General features: G+C 60.6%; 12 protein-coding genes and 1 tRNA gene. 2 read left to right on the top strand and 11 right to left on the bottom strand.

What is annotated here, in order from left to right; translation table 11 throughout:
• Window positions 1–3 precede the first annotated feature (3 nt).
• From C8N43_RS16515 to C8N43_RS16530, 4 genes are all read right to left on the bottom strand, one after another.
• Entirely contained in the window at window positions 4–1,911 is a 1,908-nt protein-coding gene (locus C8N43_RS16515) for a RiPP maturation radical SAM C-methyltransferase (protein WP_107846849.1), read from the bottom strand.
• Entirely contained in the window at window positions 1,901–3,583 is a 1,683-nt protein-coding gene (locus C8N43_RS19910) for a S8 family serine peptidase (protein WP_211308615.1), read from the bottom strand. The genes C8N43_RS16515 and C8N43_RS19910 overlap by 11 nt, the downstream gene beginning before the upstream one ends.
• 724 nt (window positions 3,584–4,307) lie before the next feature.
• The gene (locus C8N43_RS16525) at window positions 4,308–4,889 is read right to left on the bottom strand and encodes a hypothetical protein (RefSeq protein WP_107846850.1); all 582 of its coding nucleotides are present in this window, start codon (window positions 4,887–4,889) and stop codon (window positions 4,308–4,310) included.
• Window positions 4,886–7,378 carry a hypothetical protein gene (locus tag C8N43_RS16530; protein WP_158269997.1) on the bottom strand — a complete coding sequence of 831 codons (2,493 nt, stop codon included), beginning with the start codon at window positions 7,376–7,378 and terminating at the stop codon, window positions 4,886–4,888. Before C8N43_RS16530 ends, C8N43_RS16525 begins: the two co-directional genes overlap by 4 nt.
• Window positions 7,379–8,170: 792 nt before the next feature.
• Between C8N43_RS16530 and C8N43_RS16535 the strand changes: the two genes are divergently transcribed.
• Window positions 8,171–9,460 carry a VPLPA-CTERM sorting domain-containing protein gene (locus C8N43_RS16535; protein WP_107846852.1) on the top strand — a complete coding sequence of 430 codons (1,290 nt, stop codon included), beginning with the start codon at window positions 8,171–8,173 and terminating at the stop codon, window positions 9,458–9,460.
• Window positions 9,461–9,522: 62 nt separating this feature from the next.
• Window positions 9,523–10,062 (top strand): peptidoglycan-binding domain-containing protein, encoded by a 540-nt coding sequence (locus C8N43_RS16540; protein ID WP_158269998.1) that lies wholly within the window; start codon window positions 9,523–9,525, stop codon window positions 10,060–10,062.
• 238 nt (window positions 10,063–10,300) lie between these two features.
• Here the strand turns inward: C8N43_RS16540 and C8N43_RS16545 are convergent.
• From C8N43_RS16545 to C8N43_RS16575, 7 genes are all read right to left on the bottom strand, one after another.
• Window positions 10,301–10,377, bottom strand: a tRNA-Arg gene (locus tag C8N43_RS16545).
• 47 nt (window positions 10,378–10,424) lie between these two features.
• Window positions 10,425–10,844 (bottom strand): hypothetical protein, encoded by a 420-nt coding sequence (locus C8N43_RS16550; protein ID WP_107846854.1) that lies wholly within the window; start codon window positions 10,842–10,844, stop codon window positions 10,425–10,427.
• 8 nt (window positions 10,845–10,852) lie between these two features.
• Window positions 10,853–11,233, bottom strand: a complete 381-nt coding sequence (locus tag C8N43_RS16555) for a hypothetical protein (protein ID WP_107846855.1) — start codon at window positions 11,231–11,233, stop codon at window positions 10,853–10,855.
• An 18-nt stretch (window positions 11,234–11,251) separates the two neighbouring features.
• Window positions 11,252–11,587, bottom strand: a complete 336-nt coding sequence (locus C8N43_RS16560) for a hypothetical protein (protein WP_107846856.1) — start codon at window positions 11,585–11,587, stop codon at window positions 11,252–11,254.
• Between the two features lie 88 nt (window positions 11,588–11,675).
• Complete coding sequence (locus C8N43_RS16565; protein ID WP_107846857.1) at window positions 11,676–13,049, bottom strand: sensor histidine kinase; 1,374 nt, start codon at window positions 13,047–13,049, stop codon at window positions 11,676–11,678.
• A 60-nt stretch (window positions 13,050–13,109) separates the two neighbouring features.
• The gene (locus C8N43_RS16570) at window positions 13,110–14,525 is read right to left on the bottom strand and encodes a dihydrolipoyl dehydrogenase family protein (protein ID WP_107846858.1); all 1,416 of its coding nucleotides are present in this window, start codon (window positions 14,523–14,525) and stop codon (window positions 13,110–13,112) included.
• Window positions 14,526–14,529: 4 nt separating this feature from the next.
• The gene (locus C8N43_RS16575) at window positions 14,530–15,264 is read right to left on the bottom strand and encodes a TVP38/TMEM64 family protein (protein ID WP_107846859.1); all 735 of its coding nucleotides are present in this window, start codon (window positions 15,262–15,264) and stop codon (window positions 14,530–14,532) included.
• Between the last annotated feature and the right edge of the window lie 241 nt (window positions 15,265–15,505).

A 15,505-nucleotide genomic window follows, 5' to 3' on the forward strand; every position in this document is an offset into this window, starting at 1 on the left:
GCCCTATTCTGCGGCGATCTCTTCGTGACTGACCGCTTCGTCCCATCCTACCGGAAACTTGTCATATATCCCAAGCGCCAGGTAGGATCCGTCTTTTTCGATCATCAATCCGCTGTCGACGAGGGTTCTCAGATACGCCTCGACATCTGCCCTCTTGAAGGCCCCGACACCGTGACGTGCCAAGGTTTCGCACACAAGCGACGCGCTGGCGACCCGGTCGCACGCCAAATAGATCAGGCGCTCTTTGCCAGACAGAGTCAGCTTGCGGGGCGATCGTCCTGCGCGGGTGTCGTAGATCTTCAAACTCTGCCCGGTGTCATGAACGCTCAGCGAGCCTCTCTTGGTCTCGCGCCACTGCGTAATGCCCGTCATCAATTCGTGCACGAGTTCGGGCGAGGCTTGCGACGCCTCGTAATCCACCTCGAAGTAGCAAGAAATCCGCTGCTGCATCTCATCTTCAAAGGGATACAGGTGCGCAAACACGCGCATGGCTCGAAGGTTCTTCAGCCCGAACGCGTCCGGTGTCTGATAATACGGGCTGAAGCGATCAATGCGCACGGGTCCACCGCCGGAGGGCGGTTGCAAATGGACAAGGTCGGGCAACCATGCAAGCGTTTGTGCATAGTCGTCGTCCGTCTCGCCGGGAAAGCCGTACAGGATGTTCCACTCCGCCGAGACACCCAACTCGCGGCACCACTTCAGAAGCTGAATGTTGCGCAGCGCGGTTGTGCCCTTCCGCATGAGCTTGAGCACCCGATCCGACAGGTTTTCGATCCCGGGCTGGATGGTCTGCACGTTGGCAAGCGCAAGCCCCTTCACCTGAGATCGCGACAGGTTCGACTTGGTCTCATAGAACAGGGCGGGCGGTGACGGCTCGCGCGCCAGCTCCGACAGGAAGCTTCCGAAATATTGCATGTCGATGATGTTATCGACCATCGACACAAGGGGCACATCATAGCTCTCGGTCAGATGGCGCAGCTCGGCCAAGGCGCGATCAGGGGATTTGGCCCGAAACCCCATGCCCTGCCCGTTCAGGCCGCAAAACGTGCAATGATGTTTCGCGCCCCACCAGCACCCGCGAGATGTCTCCATCATCAAGACCGGCGTCTGGTCCGGAGCCGTGTTTTGATGCATCTCGAAATAGTCAGAAAAGTCGGGATAGGGAAGATTGTCCAACTCCGTGACCGGTACCGCTGGCAGCCCATGCGCGCCGCGCGACAGGACCCCGGCAATGGCGGGCGCGGTCTTGCCGTCTGAGAGGGCCGCAATCAGGTCCGGAAAGCTTTTGTCCGCTTCGCCCCGGCAGACGTGGTCGACGAACGGGAAACACTCGAACAACGCCGCGCCCATGTCGTCTTCCCAGTTGGCACCGCCGAAGACGATCTTCAGGTGTGGGTGAGCCGCCTTGAGCCGCTGCGCCAGCGCGAGCGACGACAGGTTTTGCACAAAGGTCGAGGTCAGCCCTACCACATCGTAGCTCGCCCAATCATAGGCGGCGAGGCAGTCCTCCAGAAAGGCGGGCGTCGCCTCGCGCACGGCCACGATCCGGCGAATGTCCTGCGCGCTCATATGCCACTCACCGCGCAGGATCTCGTCGACATAGGCCCAATCCGCATCGGGACGACGGCCATAGAGCGGAAGCGTGAAGCACCAGTCGCCCGCAAAGCAGGTGTAGGGCACTTCGTCGGTCAGCCACTTGTAATCCTCGACCCCGATCCGCGCGATCAGGTGTTCAAACGGGTAGGAGATATCGCAGTCAAACCCCCGCGCCTCGAGTTGCGCTTTCAGAAGACTGATCCCCAATGCCGGGCGATCCACGGCTCCGAACGGCATCGAAAGCAACAGCGTGCGCAGCTTTCGGGCGGGCGACAATCCGGCAGGACCGTCGCCCGAGGCCTGATCAAATCTCATCGGGATCGACTTGGCCCTTGCGCACCATGTCCTCAAGCGTTTCCAACTCTTCCTCGGTCAGATCGGCTCCGGCTTGCTGTTCGGCGGCAAGTTGCGCTTCGTGGTACTCAGCGGCCTCCATCTCGGCCTCATCGGCGCGCACCACGGGGCCCACGGGTCGGATCGGGTTGACCGGGGTAATCGGACGCACTGGCGAGATCGGCTGAACCGGGCGCACGGGGCCAACCGGCTGCACCGGTTGGATCGGACCGCGCGGGCTAATCGGAGTGATCGGGCCACGCGGTGTGATCGGAGCGCGCGGCGTAACCGGCCCGCGCGTGATCGGCGTGACCGGGCCGCGTGAGATCGGGGTGATCGGGCCGCGTGAGATCGGCGTAATCGTGCGGCAGCGCAACCGCGCCCGCAGCGTCGCCCGGTGGGCATCGATCAAACCATGACCTGTCGCAAGATCCGGACCTGTTGTCGCCTGATGGTTGAAGTTGGGGTGGTTTCGACCGGTCGTCACATCACGCGCCGTATCCATCATGATATCGCGGATTTCGGCCGGCGTCAGACGCTCGCACGCCTGCTTGATCAGCGCCGCGGCACCCGCAAGTTGCGGTGCTGCCGCCGACGTCCCGGAGAAGGTCGCCCACCCGTCGTTCGACGCCGTCTCATCACCGCTCGGGTGTGACCCACCGGCGCTGCCGACATCGATACTGTCGCCCGGCTCGACCGGAAGCATGATGTTCTTCGCGGCGGGACGCATGCCGACGATGCCGGACAGATCAGGTGTGTTGCGGCCGGAATAGATGTTGGACGCGAAGCCGGAAGCATAATCTGACGCACGCAGATTGCCGTTCTCATCCTGGAACACGCCCCCAGCGGAGATCACATCCGGGTGCTGGCCGGGGAAGCCCCAATGACCGTTACCGGCACTGAACACCACGACAATTCCCGACGCGACGGCAGCAGCGATGGCATTGGCCAGCGCCACATTCGCAGCCGAAAGCGGGCCATTCCGGATCGACGAGCCCCAAGAGCAGGTGATGATGTCAGGGCCAAGACCCACGGCTGCGTTAAACGCACCGATGGAATTGACGAAGTTCATCTTGACCGGCTTCAGTCTCACATCCGGCGCGAGCGCAAAGATATTGGCGCTTTCGCCGGTGCCGTGGCCGCTCTCGTCTGCGGCCGGGTTGGAGGCGCCCGGACCAAGAATGGCATTGTCTGACCGGTATCCGCGCGCGGTGAAGAACGGATGGCGGAACCAGCCGCTGTCGCACATCGCCACGACAACTCCGCGGCCCGTTATGTTGGCCCTGTGCGCGCGGTCCGCGTTACAGGCCAGCGAAATCCCGGCGGGGACCTGGTGATGCCAGTAATCGACAATCGGCGGGAACGGATTGGCCGCCATGTAGTAGCGCGGCTCCTCAAGCGCGACGCCCTCGATCAGGCCTTCGAACTCGGTGCCCTGCATCGAGATCAGCCCGGGCATGTCACTGTTCGGGCAATCGAGAAATTCCGCCTTATCCTCAATGCCGAACTCTTTTATCACCTCGTGCTGGTGCACCTCGATGGGCGCGCCGAACGCCTTTTCGTAGGTCTTGGGTGATCCGGCGATGTTGATGGTGGATTCGGTGATCTGAAGCACCTCGAAGCCGACCTGACGCAGCCGTTCGGCAGCAGCCATCAGCAAGGATTCCTCGGACGTAAACGCAGCAGCCGTCGAGGCTAAAACATTGTACCCGGCATCAAACATCGACACCCCGCCAATGGAATGGGGCGAAACATTTGCATAAATTTTTTCAGGTGGAGCGAGCTTTCCGTTACTCTCTTTTCCTTTAACAACTCCGGGTTTTGCAAAGGAAAATTTTTCTCCCTTTTTGGATGATTTCTTGGTCGAACGCGCCATGTCGCACCTCCAGAAATGATGTAAAGGAATATTTCAAAATGATAACATAAAAGTGAGATCAAAACAACGCCCCCAATTTTTGGATTGCAGACCAATGCGTATCTTCACGTCGTTTCGAGCAGGTTTTGCGTGAGCACGTTAGCGCTAAAAAAGACGCGTTTCCGCACCTTTGCTCGCTGTTCTTTCTGTAGAAAACGAGCTGAGGAATAGGCCATATTTTATTGGGGAATATGCGCGCCAATCGGGTCAAGTTTACGCAAGAATTTATTTCACGATCCAGAAATCATCCCAGCCGATTCTCTCGCCCTGATGACCGAGTAGACTTCAGAAATCCGCAGAAATGACTGCGATCGGGGTCACCAAAAAAACGATGAATAGCATCCTCGGATGCAGACAAACTTTTAACTTGCCTCAACCAAAAATATCTATCTCCGAGGTAACTTCGGAGAAATTTGAAAGAAAAGTAAACCGCAAAATTTTCACTTGGTGAGAAATAATTGAATTACGCCGCCTCTGCATCTTCATCCTGCAACTTCAATTCCCACGGCAAGTCAATCGAAGGCAGATCTTCTTTGAGTATCGTGACGCTTTCGACCTTTACGGTGACCGAAGGTTTCGCGCGGCCCGCAGTAATTGCGACAATGCGGCGGTCTGTGACGGTGATAATCAGCCCTTCGACCTTCAGGGAAAACGTCACCGGCACAGGCAGCTTGTGAACCTCGACGAGCTTGCCGAGCTCGATCACGATATGAGGCTTGAAGCTGGCCTTGAGCGTATGAGAGGCAATCGCGACATGCCGGGGCTTGCCGTCTTCGGGGCCTGTGGCTCCGGTCAACTCCATGACCTGCCCGAACCCTTTCCATGCCTTGACCAACTCTTTGAATGGCGAGATTGCCAACGCGTCGTGAACTGCCTTTTCGATCGCGGTTTTCAGGGTCGCGCCGTCCGGATCGATCGCCTTCAGGCCCACGCCCGCCTCGCCTTTCATCATCGCTTGACCGACGGCCTCGACGACCTCTTGCAGGCGCGCCTCGGGCAAAGCGTTCGACAGGACCTTGGGATCTTCTGATGCGGCACTGCTCATAGCGAGGTTCCTTCTTCGACTTCCAAATCTTCGGCCATTTCGATCCTGATTTCAGGCGCATCTCCCTCTTCCACGTGCAGCATAAGTGTGGGCGGGGACACGGGGTCGAGCTCACGGATCGGGTTGCGATCGTGCTCGGCGAATATCTTCGGCAGCGGGGGCGGTACGGTAACATCGGGGGCGGAGTTTTTGCGGCCACGGCCACCAAGTCTGGCGCCCAGATAGCCGATGCCGAGCGCCACGAGGATCAGCGCGCCGATCCAGGCCAGATTTGGGACCGCGAGACGTGGCGCCGCTGGCCGCGTCAGTATGATCCGGGACTGCGCAAGGGTCTCCCCGCTCACGTTTTGTGCTTCAATGACCAAGGGCAGCCGCGCGCCGGCCTCTGGCATCGGCACCTGCCCCAGCCAGTCACCACCAGAGTAACGGATCCGCTCCAGCACCTGACCACTTTCAGGCTCGGATACGACAATCACCGCCGTGTCGGCGGGGTTTACGACCTGTACCGCCAGGCGCGTGTTTTGCGCGTCGATGGCAAAGCCGTCGGGCGAGGTTACAACCAAAGTGACAGGCAATGCAGGCGCACGCGCGGGTCGGACCAGACTGATCTGCTCGACCGCATAAGGCCGTCCGTCTCGGCCTATTGCCAGGATCTCGACTGTTTGCGTGTCCCCGGGCTGCGGCATGTCGAGCCGTATGCGGCCCTGTCCTTGCACCAATGCGCTTTCGCCAAGAACCAGGTCTTGCCCCGCGACCCGCGCGACGATCGTGCCGATCCAGTCTGCGCCAGAAGTTACCCGAGACTGAACCGTCAAGCCGTCCGTGTCTGCTTCGAACACGCCCGATGGCTGAACTTCCATGAGAACCCCTGCCCGCTCAATCCGCACCGCGTCCTCGGCCAGGGGCTTGCCCGAGCGATCGAGCGCCTGAACCTGAAACGCAATTGTCTCACCGGGTGGCGGCAAATCGTGGGTCGTGTCCCAAAGCCTATCGCCCACCGGCGCGCGCGCGAGTTCCGCCATGCCTTGCCCGCCGCGGATGACCAATTCACTTGCCGCACCCGGGCTCTCCAAAACCACCCGCAAGCGCACCGTTTCACCGTCCACGATATTGCCGGACAGGCTTTCCAACGTCAGCTGCGTTGGCACAACCGGTTCGGGCCCGTTGAAGGTGACGGACTGCCGGGCCAAGGCGTTTCCGCTGCGATCCAGCGCCACGAATGAAACCTGTTGCGACGCACCGGGGGCCGGAGATTGCAGCGACAGGATAAGCGAGCCCCCAGCATAGACCTGGCCAACAGGACTCGCGCCGGGCTGCCGCGCCTCGATCCTTGCCACAGCCGATGCCCCGCGCGTCATCGAAACCGCGAAATCGGTGCGCGCGCCTGTCGCCGTGACCGACCCCGATGGCTGGACGGAGATCAAAGCCGGTGGCCGGATCAGGCGCAGGGTTGCTGTATCCAGCGCATTTCCCTCGGCCCCCAGCGCTTGCACCCGGTAGGCGGCATCCTGACCGGGCGACGGCATCGGCATATCGAAGATCACAGGCTGCCCGCGCCACGGCCGCGTTTGTGTGCCGACCGCGGGTCCGGCGATGCGAATGGACTGGGTGAGCCCCGGTTGACGCAGGCCGACCGCAACAGTCGTTTGCGCGCGGTCGATCTCGATCCGGTCCGGGACCTCCAGTTGCACGGGCTGCGCCGCAAGGCAGGCACGGCGCAAATCCTGCTGCAGGGTGTCCCATCGGATGCGCCCCGCATCGAAGCTGTCCATCCTATCCTTCAGAAAGCCGCCGATCGCCTCGCAGGTTCTGGGGCCAAGCGCGCCGTCCGCCCCACCGGGTGATATCCCGACACATGCAAGGTTTTCCTGCACGTCCTGCACCAACGCGCGCGAGACAACTGTCCGGGGGCCGCACCACGGCACAAGCCGCAGAGTGACCCGTGATCGAGCGGAATTATTCGCGGCGTCCGTGGCCACGATTGCAACCACCCGGTCGTTGAAATCACGCGGCAGCTCGACGGCTGCGGAATAGTCGGACGAGCCCTGAGACGCCGACATGCGCACCCGCCCGCCGCCTGCGATGACGACAAAGGCCTCGCGAATTCGGCTTTGAGTATCTGTGATCCGGGCATTCACCCTGATGCTGCGGCCTTTCCCTTCGAAAACCTGCTGAACCGGGGTGATCTGTGGGGGCGTGCGGTCAACCACGACATCGTCGTCATCGGGCGCATCGTCCGGTTGCCGTGGCGGGACGTCGTCCGACGGGCCATTGTCCGAATTTAGACGTCTGTCGAGCTGAGCGAGACGAAAATTGGTACCGACAAAGACATCGCAGGAGCCGCTGCGCAGCGCCGGAACGACCTCTGAGAAGGAAATGATTGCCGTACGAATGCCCTCTTGCCTCAGCCGGAACGCAAGCGGACGATCGGATGCGCACGTCTTGAGACGCGTGAGAAATTCGCGCACGTCTCTTGGACGCGTCAGCATGTTCAATAAAAAGGCACCCGCCATGAACCTCGTGGCATCGGCGACATACAGGCCGGTATATCCGGGGATTTGTTCAACGCCCGGCGGAGCCGGTCGAATTGTTTGCGCCTGAGCCGATCCAGCCCGCAAAAATACGAGGCAAAATGCCAGGATCACTATTATCAATGCACGCATCTTAAATCGCCTTGGCGGGTCGTGCGGATAAACCAATGTTTATACGGTATCACAAAAACCGGGATCGTTCCACCAGGATGGAATTGTTCGGTCAATCTCCCGACCGTGCAGCGTCGCCCTATCTATTTTTTGGTGCACTATGAATTTCAAACACAAAGAGCACCCCAACCGAGGCCGCTGTGAGACCGGAAACGGCTTTCCAACCTCTTTTCGGATCATGCGACACATGCCGCCACACATCGAAGTTTCCGTGCGAGTTTGTTTAAGTATCGGTCTTTGGAGGCAGCGAGGTGGAACGCTTAATCGGCAAAAAATGATTCCCTCCACGCTTTTCACAAGTCAGTTTTGAGCCCAAAAAACACCCTCAACACCGGTTTTCATTTCGAAAAAACGTGGCCTCCTCCGACGATCAGAACGACACACGTTGACGTCTAAGTTATTGCAAAACAATAATGAATCAGCGGCCGAACCACAGGCAACTTAGCCACGGCGCGCATCCCGAGGCAGGTCTCGTTTTTCAAACTGAAAACTCAGCCGTTTTCCGTTGACTCATGGGGGCTTGGCCGAATTTTCTTTTCCCGCATCCACTTAACCAGTTCATTTTGCGGGGAAGAGTTCATGAACGGATCACTCTCAAAGATTTTGTCCATCACGGTGTCGGCCAGTGCGATGGCATGTGTTATCGCGTCTTCGGCTCAAGCCGTGGTGATTTTGCCGGAGGAGATCCCGGACGGCTACAGCGTGTTCGAGTTCAACGTCGATCTGGGTAGCGGCAATCGCCTTGTCGGCGCGTTCGTCGGGGACGACGTGAACGGCGATAGGCAGATCAGTTCAAACCAGTTCGTGGATCTGGGGCCATTCTTCGAGTCCAATAGCGAAGTCGCCCTCATCCGTGTCGAATATCAGGGCCCGAGTTTTGATCTAAATGGTCAGTACGACTTTTTCCCCACCGTTGACGAAGGGTTTGGACCAGACTTCTTCAACGCCGAAAATGGCGCGGAGGTCGTCCTTAATACGTTTGTCGGTGAATCCCAGCTGACCTATAATCTCGATGGGTCCGGGATCATCGGCAACGACACCTTCAACTTCTTTGATGCCATGACCTTGCGTTTGGGTCAGGACTATATTGCGGCCGCCGGTTTGCAGGGCATTGAGTTGGAGGACCCTTTCGGGCCATCTGGGATTTTCCAGACCTGCCCAATCGAGCCCTGTTCGGGCCTGTGGCGGCTCGAACCGACAATCGTGCACCTTGACCCTGACGGCAATTTTTCGGATCCGGATACCAATCCCGACGGTGAGATTTTCATCGATACCTTTACGCAAGAAACAGTTGCCAGCAATGCAGGCGTTCAGATCACATCGGGCCCGGTTGGCGACGCCATTGGCGTTGACGAAGACTTTGCCTTGTTGCCGGAAGGAGCGCCGGGCGCCGATGGGGGCTTCGAATTCGATGTGCCGTCCATAATCCCCCCCAATGCGATCTTCTTCATCGATCCTGACGTAGCGGTTGGCTACACCTATGAAGTCGAAGGGACGGTCTTCACTGCGGTACAGGCTCCGACTCTCGATGCCGTGAACGATCCGGATGGGTATCAACTGGTCTTCAATGACATGGTGATCGCGCTCGCGCCGGGGCAGCGCTACACATTCGATACGCCGGTGTCGTCTTTTCAGATCCTTGGCATCGACACCGATCTGCTTCTGGACCCAACGGACAGCGCTGCCTTTGTCACGGGCATCGCGCTGGAGGACCCGGGCGCGGCCACCCGTCTGGCCCAAATTCCCCAAACGGTCTTTGTAGGTGACGATCCCGAACCTGCGCCGGTCCCGCTGCCAGCGACAGGGCTCTTGATGATTGGCGCTTTGGGCGGGTTCAGCCTGCTGCGCCGGAAAAGGGCGCGAGCTTGACCAGCAAGACCTGGTGCGCGCTCCGGTCGGCAGCGCGCGCCGCACCTTTCGCATTCTTGGCGTTGTCCACGACCGCTGCTGCGGACGGCCTGAACCCGCGCGCCGCGGTGGAAGGTCTGGGAAACCAGAGATGTGGCGCGATCATAAATGCGCTGAAAGAAGACACGCGCCTTGTGGCCGGATATGCCGAATGGCTGTCCGGCTTCCTGACCGCCGCGAACATGTACGAGCCCGACACCTTCGATCTGACCGGTTGGCAGACCAAACACTATTTCACCTCCCAGGTGCTGCAAACCTGCCAAAACAGGCCAGAGGCCGCCCTGTCCGATGTTGCCGTGGCCTATGTCGGCTTCCTGCGCGAGCAACGGTTGAAAACGCCCAGCGACATGATTGTCCTGCGCCAGCAGGGATCAGATATTGCACAATATGAAGCCATTCTGGACCGCATGAAAATGCGCCTGAAAGAACTTGGATATGACATCCAGACAGACGGCGCATTCGGGGCTGACGTGCAAGTGGCGTTGAAATCCTTCCAGGCCGACAAGGGTATCGCGCAATCCGGGCTGCCGGACCTCACGACGCTCACCCTGTTGTTTGAGTAGTGCCAAATACGTCAGCGCCATAGTCGAGGGTCGCGCGGATGGACGATGAGTCTTTCATTGACGTCCTACGGATCAGCGCCCGACGAAAACTAGCTATGCAATAGGCGATACATTCCGCGCCGAAGTCGGCCTGTGCCGCTTCACTCCGCATACCTGACGCTAGGTGATCTTCTATCGAGCGGGCCGACCGCTCGGGCCGCAACCGCAGAAATCGTCTGGAGAACAACAAGAAGGGAAATGGCGCGCTGGGGAGGATTCGAACCCCCGACCCCTTGATTCGTAGTCAAGTACTCTATCCAACTGAGCTACCAGCGCGCGGAGTGAGGGCGATGTAACCCCCGACCCGACCCTTTGCAAGGGGTTTAAGGCGCGCCCAGCAGAGAATTGTTCGATTTGCGGGTCTCGCCCACCGTCGGAAGCGCAGGGCCATTCACGCGCACGCCCGGGCGGGTGCGATGGGTCTGGGTCGGCGCGTCATTGGGGCGGAAAATCTGCTTCATCCGGAACACATCGAGGATGCCGTAGACCGTCCCGCCCCCAATCGGCGCGCCCGGACCTTGGCCCTCGACCGGCAACGGCGCGCTGCGTTCGCGCAAGTGCTGCAGGCTCGTAAGCTCTGGCGGCTGATCAGGGCTTAGCCCGAGCTTTTCTGCCGCAAAGGCGCGCAGCTCGCCAAGGCCCGGATAAACCTGCGGCTTGTCATAGGCCATGATGGTGAAAGCGATACCAAGGCCAAGCACCGTGACCCCGAAGGACATAAAAGCTTTGCGGATCGCGCCCATGGCCTGCCCTAATTCGCCTCAAGCACCGACAGCCCGCCGGGGATGCCCTTGGTGGCACGGCGGCTTTGCAGCTTCTGCAGCTCGGTCTTGTGCCCCTCATGCTGGCCCACGCTCACCATCTGCCCGCCACCCATCCAGCGATCGGTGGTGTTGCGGATCTTGGCGAAGATCGAGGGCTCGATGACGATCGGCTCAGGCTCGGGTGCGGTGGATTTGAACCCTGCGGTGCGCGCGCCCGGCGCCGCGATCTTGGTCGGGCCGGAAAAACGCGTGTGGGTTTCCTTCTCCGGCAGGAAGGTGCCACCGCTATGACCAAACCCCATGGTCAGAAGCAGCATGAAAATGCTGATGGCAAACAGGATACCTTTCCAGACAAATCGCGCAGACATGATCCGCTCCCCCGCCCCTCAGGACCCGTTGTAGAGCACACCCTTGGTGCGCGTATTGTACGTCTTGTGGCCCTTGGCGCGCAGCTTCAGCTTGCGCAGCTCGGCGCTGCGATGCTTGGCGGCCCGCTCGGCGTTGATGTCGACGCCGAACCAGGATTTGACGCTTTCGACGAGGCTCATGTCATCGGGATAGGCGCCTTGCGCGGTCAACTGCACGCTCTTGACGGTGCCACTGCCCATCTTCAGCCCTTGGGTCGGGGCCGTGCTCGGACTACTCAGCCCAAAGCCAAGCATGATGATCGCCATGAACATGATGCCCGTGCCGATAATCACGTTGCGGTAGAATTTTGCCATGGTGGTCACCCCAACCTTGTCTCAAGTCGAGGGACAGTTTGGCGTCGGAAAGGGGCGAAATCTGGGCTGTTTCTTGAAAGAGCCGTGCCTATTGCGCGGCTTGATCGAACAGCTCGGCTTCCTTGGGCAGGTGCAACTGGAAGGCCGTACCGTCGTTGTCCGACCGCAGCAGAGATAGCGCGCCGCCATGACCCCGCGCCAATTCGGCGGCAATCGCAAGGCCAAGCCCGGTGCCGCCCTTGCGCACGCCACCCTCGAACGCCGTGAACAGGTTCTCGCGCGCCTTGGGCGGCAGGCCCGGGCCATCATCCTCGACCGTCAGGGTCCAGCCATCGGCGGTCTCGGCGGCGGCGATCTGGATCCGCCCGGGCTTGCCCGCGGCCTCCAGAGCCTGACGCGCATTGCGCACCAGATTGCCCAGAATGCGGTAAATCTGCTCGGGATCGCAGCGCACCATCAGATGCGGCGGCACATCGCAGCCAAATTCGATCTCGGCGCTGGCGGCAAGCTGCTCGCTTTGCAGCACATCATCAACAATGCCCTGAATCGGGGACATGACCAGCTTCGGCGGGGCCTCGTCCACACGGCCAAAGGCGAGCGTGCCCTCGCACAGGTTCACCGCGCGGCTCAGTGAGTTCACCAGCTTCGGTGCGGAGCGTTTCACCGCCGGGTCCTCGGACCGCTCCATCCGGTCTGCCAGCAGCGTCGCCGTCGTCAGGATGTTGCGCAGATCATGGCTGATCTTGGCCACGGCACCCCCAAGCTGCGCCAGCCGCTCTTTCTGCTTCAAGGAGCCGGTTAGGCGCGTCTGCAGCTCTGCCAGCGTGTCCTCGGCGGCCCGCAGCTCCTTGATCGAGCTGTCGGGCGTGATCACGCGGCGTGCGTCCTCGGGCGCCTCTGCATAGGCCTGCATAGAGCCCACGACCCGCTTGATCGGCTTGACCATAAAGCGACGCACCGCAAGAAACAGCAAAGCCGCCGAGATGATCGAAATCACCGCCGACAGCGCCAGAACCCGCAAGCCGTAGTCGATCATCGCCGCCCGCAGGGGCGCTTGTGGCATGGTCACATCAATCAGTGTGCCCGCGGCCTGCGTGGGCGAGCCCAGCACCCGGATCACACCATCGGGCGGGTCGAATAGCTGCATCATCGCACCCGCAATCAGATACCAAGGTGACGGGTCGCGCAGGTCCACCATCGTGGTCACCGGCCCCGGCACAGGCGATGACAGCACCAGCTGGCTTGACGCATCCCGGCGCAGCACGACGTTGTAGACGCCTGCATTGTCCAGAAGTTCTTGGGCCAAGGTCGCCGAGATGCTCTGGTTCTGGCTCGCCAGCACGGACAGGGACGCAATCTGCGACTTCTCCAGCCGGGCCAGCAGGTAATCCTGCCGGAACCGCGCGACGGAGGGGACAAAGATCAGCACCTCAGCGATCATCACGAAGATGATCGTCAGCATCAGGAATCGTCCTGAAAGAGAGCTAAACAACGGGCCCCTCCCTTACAGAAAAGCGGGCAGTTAAGGCAGGTATTTCTGAATGAACCCAACCACTTTCTTGACCTTATCGCTTTCAAACAGCCTTGGCGAGAAATAGGCACCCGCCGCGCGTTTGTTAACCTCCCCAAGGGTCGGATAGGGCGCAACCATGCCCGCGATCTGGCTCATCTTCATGTTGTTGGCGATCGCCAGGGCCCAGATGCCGATCAGATCGCCTGCGCCCGCACCCACAATCGTGGCGCCCACGGGCCGCCCCTTGGCGACCATCACCTTGATCAAACCCGTGGTCTTGCCCTCGGCAATCGCGCGATCGTTCTCTTCGAACTCGAAGCGGTAGACTTCGGAATAGATGCCGTGTTCTTTCTTCGACTGCGCTTCAGTCAGGCCGACCTGCGCCAGCTCGGGGTCCGTATACGTCGCCCAGGGGATATGCCCCTGCTTGGCCTTCGATGGCAGCCCGAACAGGATCGAGCGGATCACGACCCCCGCATGGTAGCCCGCCACGTGGGTGAACTGCAGCTGCCCGGCGACGTCGCCAATGGCATAGACCTTCTTGTTGGAGGTCCGCAGCGAGGCGTCCACCTCGATGCCCCGGTTGGAGTATTTCACCCCGGCCTTTTCCAGATCGAGATCTTTCACATTCGCCGCCCGGCCCACGGCCATCAGCAGATGCGAGCCTTTGAAGACGCGCCCATCCTTGGCCTTGACGGTGATATCGCCCGCTTTGCCGGTGATTTCCTCGGCCAGCGCGCCTTCTTCGATGACGACGCCCTCTTCGCGCATCCGGTCGAGCACGATGGCGGCCATCTCAGGGTCATCCTTGCCCATGGCTTTCTCACCCTCGATCACCGTGACCTTGGAGCCTAGGCGCAGATGCGCCTGCGCCATCTCGATGCCGATGGGCCCGCCGCCGACGATCAGCAGATGCTCCGGCAGGTCGCGCAGGTCCCACAGGCTCTCATTGGTCAGATACGGCACATTCTCCAGCCCCGGGATCGGCGGCACGAAGGGCGACGAGCCCGTCGCCACCACAATGCGCCGCGCGGTGATTTCGTGATCGCCCGCCTGTACGGTGTTTTCGTCCACGAAGCGGCCGCGCTCGCGGATCACGTGCACGCCGAGACCTTCGAACCGCTCCTGGCTGTCCACCGGGGCAATGGTGTCGATCACAGCCTGCACATGGTCCTTGGCGCCTGCGTAGTCGATCTTGGGATCGACCCCGGTGACCCCGAACTGGGTCTTGCGCATCGCGTGGGCCTTCTTGCCCGCGGCGATCAGCGCTTTTGAGGGCACACAGCCATAGTTCAGGCAATCGCCGCCCATCTTGTGGTCTTCCAGCAGGACCACCTTGGCCCCCATCTGCACCGCGCCTGCGGCCACCGACAGGCCGCCAGAGCCCGCACCGATGACCAGCAGGTCCGTCTTGATCTTTTGCATGTAATTACAGCCCTTCTTTGCCGCGCACGGCCTTCAACACGATGGGCAGCGCGGCCAGCGCGCAGAGCCCCAGGATCGGCAGCAGAATCTGCGGCTCGAAGATGATGCCAAGGTTCGGGGTCTCTCCGCGGGCAAAGACCTCGCCCAGACCCGCGCCCACCGAGGTGTAGACCACCGCGCCCGGAATGATGCCAATGAAGGTCGAGATCACGAAGCGGCGCAGCGGCACATCCACCAGCGCCGGCACCAGATTGGCCACGAAAAACGGAACCGCCGGGACAAGCCGGATCAGGAAAAGCACGGACCACTGGTTCTCGTCGATGCCGTCCTTGATCTTTTTGACCAGCCCTTCGCTCGACTCCATCTTGGCGGCAAGCCTCTCGCCAAAGCCCATCCGCGCGGCCGAGAAAATGATCGTCGCACCGATGGTTGCGCCAAGGATGTTGTAGAGCGCGCCGGGGAAGGTCGCGAACAGGAACCCGCCCGTCAGCGTGGCGATGGTGGCACCGGGCAGCGAGAAGGCCACGATCACCACGTAGATCGCGATGAAGCCCAGCACCGCAATCAGGTAGTTGGCATCGCGAAAGGCCAGCAGCGCCTCGCGGTTGTCGCGCAACGCATCGAAAGACAGGTAATCCTTCAGGGTGAAGGCGCCGATCAGGGCCACCGCCGCGATGATGATCACCGGCAGCTTGCGCTGCAGGGCGGATTTTTGTGGTTGCATGGATGTCTCGGACATTGGAAGGGCTCCGAAATGATAAGTTGCCCCCTTAGAAGCGCAATCCCCACCGCAAAGATAGCTCCGCTCACGCGCGCTTGATCGCAGGTGAGAGAATAGCCGCGCTGACGCGGCGTCCGTAACACTGCGGGCGGCACGCTGCGGTGAAATGTTGCAGAAAAGGCCGTGTTTGCACGTTGACGCACGGCCCGGCCCTGTCTATGACGCAGGCTCTGAATACGAATGGGCACGAATCCGATCC

The sequence above is a fragment of the Litoreibacter ponti genome, assembly GCF_003054285.1.
In the GTDB taxonomy this organism is placed as follows: Bacteria; Pseudomonadota; Alphaproteobacteria; order Rhodobacterales; family Rhodobacteraceae; genus Litoreibacter; species Litoreibacter ponti.